This window comes from Huintestinicola sp., assembly GCF_051882455.1.
Classification (GTDB): domain Bacteria; phylum Bacillota; class Clostridia; order Oscillospirales; family Ruminococcaceae; genus Huintestinicola.
The window spans coordinates 1-7,948 of record NZ_JBJERV010000100.1 but is presented as its reverse complement, the minus strand read 5'-3'; the positions used below and the strand labels follow the sequence as shown (position 1 = coordinate 7,948).

Sequence of the window (7,948 nt, the reverse complement as noted above, 5' to 3'; positions counted from 1 at the left end):
CCGCGGGTCGACACCCGCCCCGCATGCTTGAAATTTATGCGCCGTATTGAATAATTTTGTCTCCGGGTGAAATATTACAAACAGAGTCAAACTTCGGAAAGGCGGTTTTAATATGGCTCAAAGAATTTCACGGAACACTTTTATTATGGATATGCCGCCCGCTATCCACAGCTATGCGGCTATCGTTGGAAAAAAAGAGGGGGACGGTCCTCTTCACAGGCATTTCGACCAGGTCTATCAGGACACCCATTTCGGTCAGGACTCCTGGGAAAAGGCTGAGAGCGAGCTTCTGCGGCTTACGGTGATGAAGGCGCTGGAAAAGGGAAATATCTCCAAAGAGGACGTAAACTATATGTTTGCGGGTGACCTTTTAAATCAGTGCACCACCACCTCCTACGGTCTGAGAGACCTGGAAATACCCGTTTTGTGCGTTTACGGTGCCTGCTCCACAATGGCGGAGAGCCTGCTCCTGGCGGCGCTGATGACCGACAGCGGCATTGGCGGAAACGTGGTGGCGGCAACATCATCTCACTTCTGCTCGGCGGAAAGACAGTTCAGATTTCCTCTTTCCTACGGAGGCGTGCGCACACCCACCGCTCAGTGGACCTGTACCGCTTCGGGAGCGGCAGTGGTCACTCCTCACGAGAAGCAGGGTCCTTACATCAAGGGCGTTACTGTCGGAAAGATAGTTGATATGGGTGTCTGCGACGCAAACAATATGGGTGCGGCAATGGCTCCTGCGGCGGCTTATGTTATAGAGACCTATCTTAACGATACGGGAATGAAGCCCGAGGACTTCGACCTTATCATAACGGGAGATCTGGGCAGAGTGGGCGGCACGCTCCTTATCGAGCTGCTTGCGGGGGACGGACTGAACATTGCCCCCCGATACAAGGACTGCGGCACTATGATGTTCGATTATGAGAAGCAGGATGTTCATGCAGGCGGCTCGGGCTGCGGCTGCAGTGCGGCGGTGCTGTGCGGATATTTTCTTGACAAGGTGAAGTCGGGGGAATATAAGAATATCCTTTTCTGTGCAACGGGCGCGCTTATGTCGCCCACAATGTCCCAGCAGGGAGAGAGTATCCCCGGAATTTCCCACGCTGTGCATATCTCACGGGACTGATTTTCAAGGAGGAATACAAAATGGAATATTTATGGGCGTTTATTATAGGCGGCGCGCTCTGCGCTGTAGGACAGCTGCTCATCGACTACACAAAGCTTACTCCTGCCAGGATACTTGTTACCTATGTGGTGGCGGGAGTGGTGATGGGAGCGTTTAAGATATACCGTCCCCTTATCGAGTTTGCGGGGGCTGGAGCGGCAGTTCCCCTGACGGGCTTCGGAAATGCTCTTGCGGAGGGCGTGAGAGAGGCTGTTGACACCAAGGGCTTTATCGGAGTATTCACAGGCGGTCTGGCTGCCGCTTCCGCAGGCATTACGGCGGCTATGATATTCGGTCTTATTATGGGACTGTGCTGCAGATCAAAGGAAAAATAAGCTATGCTGTCCGCTTATGTCGTGTTATTTTATTGGTCATTTTGCTTTTCTTTGATAAGTTCCAGAGTTTTTATGAGGACATTGTCCCATTTAATACGGCTTTCAAAGGACAAGGAATTTTCCTGTGAAAGCTTTTTGATATATTCGTCAATTCCGTTTTGAACATAAATGTCGGGAGCTGTTCCGCAAACGGAATTATCCTTGTTTTCATCAATATAATTATATCCGAAGTTATAGTTGAAAACCAGCCTGCTGTTAGGCAGAACAGCGGTAAGATATGAGCCTGTTCTGCCCTCGCCTGCAGTGTTGTTTCCTATAAGCGTTCCAAGACCGTACTGTTTCACAAGCGATGCCGCTTCATCGCCTGCGGAAATGGTGTTATAGTCAATGAGTACAAATAAATTATGCTCCGTTTCCGATCCTCCGATAACATAATATTTTTCCGAAAAAGCGCCCTTGTTTCCGTTTATTTCAATAGTTTCTTTGATAACAGAATCGCTGTCGGCAATTTTCGGAGTAATATGTTCGGTTGATTCATTGACATCAAAATTAAATGTGTTTTCAAAGGAAATGTTACCGGTAAGCAGCGGAACAAACAGGCTGTTTATCTCTGTTCCGGATACGCCTCCCGTGTTTCCTCTCAGGTCGATAATAACATTTTCGCATTGACCTGCAAGGGAAACTTTTTCCTTTAATTCCTCGGCAGCAGCGGCAGAAAACGAGCCAATGCTTATGTAGGAGATATTATTTTCACTGTCGATATGAAGATGGTATGGGTCGGTATCGGGTGTGTTTCCTGATTTGAACTTCATATTTTCAAAATCATTTGCTGTCCGGGAGATCGTGTCGCTTGCAAACAGGGAATAATACAGCTCTGTTTCCACCTCAGTGCCGTCGGTGTAATGTCCGCAAATGGCTGCCTTTTCTCCGTATTTATCATTGAAAACCACAGCGGAATAAAAGGGCTTTGAGTTTATATGGTCATAACCGATCTTGAAAATTGACTGAATATCCGTGATAAACAAATCGGGATTTTGTCCGTTGATGCTGTCGATCTCTATTATTTTGGCGGCATCGTCTGACAGAAAATAATACTTGCCGTCCATATAATTTGCCAGATAAAATTTTGCATCTGAGTATTTATAAGCATCCTCCGCAAGTGCAGAAGTGAAATGCTCCGCCTGTTTTTTAACGCCGAAACTCTTTGTCTGCTGCGCCGAATTATATCCCCCTGACTGCGCATAAGCATTTTCATCGGGAAAGATAAGGGCAGTATGAACGCTTGGAATTGCGTTCAGAAAGCTCTTCATCAGATAGTAAAACTCAGCATCATTTTTGCAGTCCGATATAAGCCCAGCGTATTCGGCTTTGAGTTCATCGTAATTTATGTTATACAGCTGTTCATAATCGTTCAGCTGATGGAGAGAGGCTTCTATTGTTTCACAGGCATATTCAAAATCCGCAAGTCTTTTTTCGGGCGTCATTTTATGAGGCAACAATAATATGCAGGCAGATACAATAGCGCAAAAGATCGCTATAGCCGCTATTATTCTTTTTGAGGATCTTTTTATCATTGAATTATCTCCTATATGATCATATTGACACTAATTTTAAGCTCGGTATAACTATAGCAAGACACAGAAATAGACTGACAAAAGGAGGCGAGTGCAAAGCTTGAAGAGTTAGGAACGAACCCGCAGGCAGGCTTGCCGCCTGTCAAGGGTGAGTGACGACACTATTCAAGCTTTGAACCGCCGAACTTGGCAGGATATTTTTGTGGATTGCTATAAGTGTTCAGGGTATTTCCAATCGGCGGATTTTCAAACAGAGTTAATAAGCTCAAGCTCCCGCTGAACTACAAATCCCATAGTGCCCCGAGAGCTTAAAAAAATTTATTCTATTATACTTTTCAGCACATCGGCGATCCTCAGCTTGTCCGCAAGGAAGGCTTCACTTGCTTCAAGCCCCGAATTATCCGATTCACGAACACGCTTTATATCACTTATCTTTTCACGGTAATACTCGCTGATATTTCGCTGGTTGTCAATAATATCCATAAGCCTTTCAAGGATATTGTCGGACTTGCTCTTAACCTCCTGCCACAGTGGGATATCACCGTCCCATTCATCAAAGGGCGTTATTATAACATCATTTGATACACTCTCAACAGAACCGCCGCAGTTAAAATTGAAAAGCCGTGCATCCTTCTCCGATATAAGCTTCATATCAACAAGCTCATTAAGAAAAGCCTTTTCTTCCTCCGAACCCATCGGCATATTATCAAAATCGTACTTGCTTCTGAGAGCTGCAATAGGGTCATCGCAGGCTGTCTCGGAAGCAGTATTCATATATGCGCTTACTGCCGCAGCAGAGGAAATTTTCGGTGCCGAAAGCATTCCGCTCAGTCTGTCCGCAAGAGATGACAGGGTGTTTGTCCTGCCTCCCGAACTGAGCTTTCCCGAAAAAGCGGACTGTATCTGACCGATCACCCGTCCCATTTGCGGATCTGTCGGATTTCCGAAATGCAGCTTGGAGGACTGTACATCAAGCATATATTTGAAATGGTCGGAAGTCACTTCATCATCAAGCATCTGCTCACGAAGAAGCTGTCCGTGCTCGCCCGGCTGTGACATATAATATCCGCCGTAAATTTCAAAAATATTGTCAAGGGCATTTGACATTCCGTGATCCACACCGCAGAGCGACATTTCGTAGGTCATATCATAAAGGTCACGAAAGGTAAGTTTATCATTCTGAGCATATTTTCCTATTATCTCATTTCTTACAGTATTCTCGTCAGCCTTGCCGTAAAGTGATTCCCTGCGTGCCTTTTTAGCATTTTCAATACTGCCGAATTCGGTTTTCAGTTCATTTTTCCATTTGATCTCCAGCTGCGTATAATCGTCCCTCTCCGCAGCGGGAACGGTAAACTGACGCTCAAATGCCTGCAAAAAATTCTCGCCATAGCAGTGCCGATATTTTTCATATATGGCAGTGTATTTTTCCCCATCGGTCATTCCCGAAAGATCCTGCTCGGCAGTCAGCTTATCGTAATCCTTTGCGTGAGAAAAATTCACACACTGCTTCTTATATAAAAGCCCTGACCTTATGCATTTGAGTAAATGTGCTTCATCGGAATTATTTGCATTATTTATCATTTCCTCGGAGGCAAAATAGTCCTCTATGGATCTGCGCCCGCTCAGATCTGCGAACTCATATCCCTGTGCCCTCATATGTGCATCTCGGCTTTGAAAATCATTATCGGAAGGCATTTCTTCAAGCACCGCCTGAAACTTCGGCTGTGTTTTTCCTATCACCTTTCCTGCTCCGTCAAGCTCGTAAATATGGCTGTTAGCGGGATCATAATTTGTCGCTTTTGTCAGTTCCATATCTGTTCCTCCAAAGAAAAATTTATTTGATATAATGTGTCTGCATTATATCAACAGCGAATTTATCATCTCGGTATTTCCATACCGCACAAGATGTATCATACTTCTGAGCATATCCCTGTCAATGCCGCAGACATTTTTCACATAATTATTTATCTCGGCAGCCTTTTCAGCTTTTATCTCCTCAACAGATCGTGTTTCCGTCAAAGGGTGATATTCGCCCGTTTTCATAGCCTGAAAGCGCCCGTCCATATTCTGCTTTCCCGTTTTCCAAACGGCTCTCATTTTCTCTGTCTGAGATGTTGCGTGTTCTATGTACTCGTCAAGTCCTGCATTAAGCTCATTGTACTCTTCTTCGGTGAATTTACCCTGAGCATAAGCCTCGTCAAGTCTTTTTCCAATATCGCCGAAATGCTGTGCAAGCTGTTCGTTGCTCATTCTTAATACTTTAATGGGAAATGCTGACTCAAACAAAGTCGTTACGCTTCTTCCGTCAAGGTTATCCTCGCCTCGGATAAATTCATCACGATTTGAGGGATATACCGCCTTGATCTTGTCCCTCATCTGCGGCATATTGGTAAGCTTAAAGACATTAGAGTCTCTGCCCGAAAGAGTTTTGTAAAGCTCTCCACAGCTCATTGATGTAATTTCCATTTTACCCCTCCTGCCTTATGGCATTAACAGCATCAATTATTTCTCTCATATCATAAGGGTGGCTTTCAAGATAACTCTGAACGAAACTCTCACGGTCTGCTTGTATCTGCTCAAAATCATTTAACGCAAAATACATCACTTTGCTGATTGGGTCACGCCTTGACTCCGCAAGCATACATTCATGGAATGCCTCACTTCTGCGAAAGGCATTTGTAAGGTCAATCATATAATCATTAAGCTGCTTGTTAAGCTCTTTGTGTTCTCTGCTGTCCAGAATACCGTCCTTGTACGCTTTGTCAAGATTTTTCGCAAGCTTGCTGATATGGTCAATAATAAAATCCTTGTCAATTGGGTCAGCACTTGCAGATGCAAGTCTGATGCGGGTATTCACCTCGCTGTTTTCCTCCATAAACATCTCCGAGATAGTTTTCAGATTTGAAAAATCGGTGCCGTTGTCTATGTAATCCTGCAGCAGTTTAATATAACCGAAATCATAATCATTCTCCCCACAGCCTGTTTTAAGCAGAGGACGCATTTCGGTTTTGGGGTTTTCGGGAGCTGTGTTCTCGCCATTTAATATACTGTAAATAGTTGCCGAAGCATCTTCAACCTTGGCACTCTTCGGCACTTGGGGGATAATAGCGTTCCTCACCATATTTATCCTGTCCATAAGCGCCTGTCTGTTTACCTGCCAAGGCTGCGGCTCGTCCCTTGCCTCTTTCATCATTTCAAGAACTCTGTTTCTCGTTTCACCGATCTGCAGACCTGAATAAATACCTGCCGCACCGTAACCGTCGGGCTTGTTTATCTCTCTTGCACAGCGCTTGTACTCCACCTGATATACAGCATCGTCAATGTACTTGTCAAGCTCGGCGCAGAGAGTCTTATGATCCTCCTCGGACAGCGTTCCGTTTCTGTAAGCGTCGTCGATACGTCTGCCCATTTTGCCGATGAAGTCCCCCAGATCATTATCGGAAATACTCATATTATCCATAAAGCTGACGCCGCTTTTTACCAGAGTATCAATGCTTGATGAATTGATATTCTTTGCGGACATTTCAAGCAGCTCTTCTTTAGAATATCCGCCGACTTTGGTAATATCGCAGTTCACCCACGCCATCTGCCTGCCCGTTACTATGGAATAAAGCTGTGTGTTTGATACGCTTGTTATGTTCATATTTTCACTCCCCCTTAAAGCTTTGCACCGTACCGAATGACATTTATCATCTGTCTGAGAATGTCCCTGTTAATTGCACCCCTGTCTTCAATAAAGTTGTCTATTTTCGCTTTCAGATTTTTCATATATTCCTCCGAAGATACCTTCTTAACTTCATTTATCTGAGATACATTCGCACCGTGCTCCTCCTTCATCACAGCATAAAATGCCCTTGTATTTTCGGCGGAAGCAGTGCGCTTTTCTATGTATTCATCAAGGCTTGAGTTAAGCTCACTATATTCCTCTTCCGTAAATTTTCCCGCAGCATAGGCTTCATCGAGACGCTTTGCAATATTTCCGAAATGCTCGGCAAGTGCGCTGTCATCGGGGTGATCGTTACTGCCGATAAAAGATGAATAGAGTCCTGTTTTAAGAAGGCTTGAAATGCTGTCGGTATCATATTCTTTAATGCCCATATCTTCAAAAAAATCTCTTTCGGAATTGCGAAGAGGACCGTTTGTGACGGGAGCCTGTTCACTTTTTTCGGCTCCGCTCCGCTGAGGAAGCTCAACATCCGTAAGTGTGGTGAACAGTTCTCTTCCGCTCATACTTGTTATATTCATATCGTCATATCCTTTCGTGCAGGTATAACTATCCTTATTATATATATCGGCAGAAAAGCTTTATACTTTATATTTTTTCGGAAATATGAGATATTCATAAATTATCGTCTTTCTTCACATTGAACAAAGAGGCAATGTCACCCTTAATATCCGGTGATATCCCTAAAATATAGGACAATCTGTTATTTGAGTCTGCCATATAAAATCATTTAGAACCTGTCTTCACAAGAAATGTTTGCGGATTTTCGAGCATAATTTTGCCTAAGACAAGGCAAAAATCCGCAGGCGGGCTTGCCGCCCGGCAAGGATCTTTAACGCAGTATGCGGAAAAATTTGCCGAAAAGACGTGTGCATATGCTTGTGAAGACGGGTTCTTAATTATCTATATAATTAGTCATAGCCTTTCTGTGCATCATATCCTTGTAATTATCATATATCGCCGTAAATTTTTCTTTATCGGTGGGGTCATCTATAAGTGCAAGATAAAAACCTAACATCAGCGGTACATCCTTAATATTTATTTAGATACCAAAAAAATTAAAAACCCATAAATTTGCATACAATTTCACCTACAGGCTTTGCAGAATATTCACTAAAGGTAAAATATCCGGTATGCAGACCATTAA

Annotated in this window: 8 protein-coding genes; 2 read left to right on the top strand and 6 right to left on the bottom strand. The window is 44.1% G+C overall.

The window, feature by feature from the left end; translation table 11 throughout:
- Positions 1–112: 112 nt before the first annotated feature.
- Together spoVAD and spoVAE are read left to right on the top strand one after the other, a co-directional pair.
- The gene (gene spoVAD / locus ACI4J0_RS12580; protein WP_439766163.1) at positions 113–1,126 is read left to right on the top strand and encodes a stage V sporulation protein AD; all 1,014 of its coding nucleotides are present in this window, start codon (positions 113–115) and stop codon (positions 1,124–1,126) included.
- 20 nt (positions 1,127–1,146) lie between these two features.
- Positions 1,147–1,500, top strand: coding sequence for a stage V sporulation protein AE (gene spoVAE / locus ACI4J0_RS12575; RefSeq protein WP_439766162.1), 354 nt, complete (start codon positions 1,147–1,149; stop codon positions 1,498–1,500).
- Positions 1,501–1,529: 29 nt separating this feature from the next.
- Here spoVAE and ACI4J0_RS12570 read toward each other — a convergent pair whose 3' ends face one another.
- From ACI4J0_RS12570 to ACI4J0_RS12545, 6 genes are all read right to left on the bottom strand, one after another.
- Positions 1,530–2,984 carry a S41 family peptidase gene (locus ACI4J0_RS12570; protein WP_439766161.1) on the bottom strand — a complete coding sequence of 485 codons (1,455 nt, stop codon included), beginning with the start codon at positions 2,982–2,984 and terminating at the stop codon, positions 1,530–1,532.
- A 408-nt stretch (positions 2,985–3,392) separates the two neighbouring features.
- On the bottom strand, positions 3,393–4,889 hold the full coding sequence (locus ACI4J0_RS12565) for a hypothetical protein (RefSeq protein WP_439766160.1): 1,497 nt from the start codon (positions 4,887–4,889) through the stop codon (positions 3,393–3,395).
- Between the two features lie 45 nt (positions 4,890–4,934).
- The gene (locus ACI4J0_RS12560; protein ID WP_439766159.1) at positions 4,935–5,543 is read right to left on the bottom strand and encodes a hypothetical protein; all 609 of its coding nucleotides are present in this window, start codon (positions 5,541–5,543) and stop codon (positions 4,935–4,937) included.
- Position 5,544: 1 nt separating this feature from the next.
- The gene (locus ACI4J0_RS12555) at positions 5,545–6,720 is read right to left on the bottom strand and encodes a hypothetical protein (RefSeq protein ID WP_439766158.1); all 1,176 of its coding nucleotides are present in this window, start codon (positions 6,718–6,720) and stop codon (positions 5,545–5,547) included.
- Positions 6,721–6,734: 14 nt separating this feature from the next.
- Positions 6,735–7,322, bottom strand: a complete 588-nt coding sequence (locus ACI4J0_RS12550; protein WP_439766157.1) for a hypothetical protein — start codon at positions 7,320–7,322, stop codon at positions 6,735–6,737.
- A 374-nt stretch (positions 7,323–7,696) separates the two neighbouring features.
- The gene (locus tag ACI4J0_RS12545; RefSeq protein WP_439766156.1) at positions 7,697–7,819 is read right to left on the bottom strand and encodes a hypothetical protein; all 123 of its coding nucleotides are present in this window, start codon (positions 7,817–7,819) and stop codon (positions 7,697–7,699) included.
- Between the last annotated feature and the right edge of the window lie 129 nt (positions 7,820–7,948).

What these genes read in the sequence shown, in the direction of transcription:
- spoVAD (WP_439766163.1), top strand. Translation starts at nt 113, where the DNA reads ATGGCTCAAAGAATTTCACGGAACACTTTTATTATGGATATGCCGCCC.
- ACI4J0_RS12560 (WP_439766159.1), bottom strand. Translation starts at nt 5,543, where the DNA reads ATGGAAATTACATCAATGAGCTGTGGAGAGCTTTACAAAACTCTTTCG.
- ACI4J0_RS12565 (WP_439766160.1), bottom strand. Translation starts at nt 4,889, where the DNA reads ATGGAACTGACAAAAGCGACAAATTATGATCCCGCTAACAGCCATATT.
- spoVAE (WP_439766162.1), top strand. Translation starts at nt 1,147, where the DNA reads ATGGAATATTTATGGGCGTTTATTATAGGCGGCGCGCTCTGCGCTGTA.
- ACI4J0_RS12555 (WP_439766158.1), bottom strand. Translation starts at nt 6,720, where the DNA reads ATGAACATAACAAGCGTATCAAACACACAGCTTTATTCCATAGTAACG.
- ACI4J0_RS12570 (WP_439766161.1), bottom strand. Translation starts at nt 2,984, where the DNA reads ATGACGCCCGAAAAAAGACTTGCGGATTTTGAATATGCCTGTGAAACA.
- ACI4J0_RS12550 (WP_439766157.1), bottom strand. Translation starts at nt 7,322, where the DNA reads ATGAATATAACAAGTATGAGCGGAAGAGAACTGTTCACCACACTTACG.
- ACI4J0_RS12545 (WP_439766156.1), bottom strand. Translation starts at nt 7,819, where the DNA reads ATGTTAGGTTTTTATCTTGCACTTATAGATGACCCCACCGATAAAGAA.